1 pseudogene is annotated in these 574 nt (G+C 51.6%); it reads left to right on the forward strand.

The features are described from left to right. Window positions 1-347, forward strand: a pseudogene (locus ABD331_RS60765) (IS6-like element IS26 family transposase); the annotation flags it as partial. Between the last annotated feature and the right edge of the window lie 227 nt (window positions 348-574).

Here is a 574-nt window from a genome sequence, read left to right on the forward strand (position 1 = left end):
GTAAAATCCTCAACAACGTGAAGAAGTGGCAGATCCCGCGATTCATCAACACGGATAAAGCGCCCGCCTATGGTCGCGCGCTTGCTCTGCTCAAACGCGAAGGCCGGTGCCCGTCTGACGTTGAACACCGACAGATTAAGTACCGGAACAACGTGATTGAATGCGATCATGGCAAACTGAAACGGATAATCGGCGCCACGCTGGGATTTAAATCCATGAAGACGGCTTACGCCACCATCAAAGGTATTGAGGTGATGCGTGCACTACGCAAAGGCCAGGCCTCAGCATTTTATTATGGTGATCCCCTGGGCGAAATGCGCCTGGTAAGCAGAGTTTTTGAAATGTAAGGCCTTTGAATAAGACAAAAGGCTGCCTCATCGCTAACTTTGCAACAGTGCCACAATGTGCGTAATGACCCCCCTGACCTCCAACCCGTCCTCATCGTCATCAGGTATAGCCCTGAAGTTATCCAGCTTATCGAGTTCCTGGAGACACCGCTTGGGGTGTAGTCGCAATCGCATGATCCTGAATTCTTGTTCCAGGACACAGAGCACCAAAGACCCGTCAACGGGCG

The organism is Nonomuraea monospora, from assembly GCF_039531895.1.
GTDB lineage: Bacteria > Actinomycetota > Actinomycetes > Streptosporangiales > Streptosporangiaceae > Nonomuraea > Nonomuraea monospora.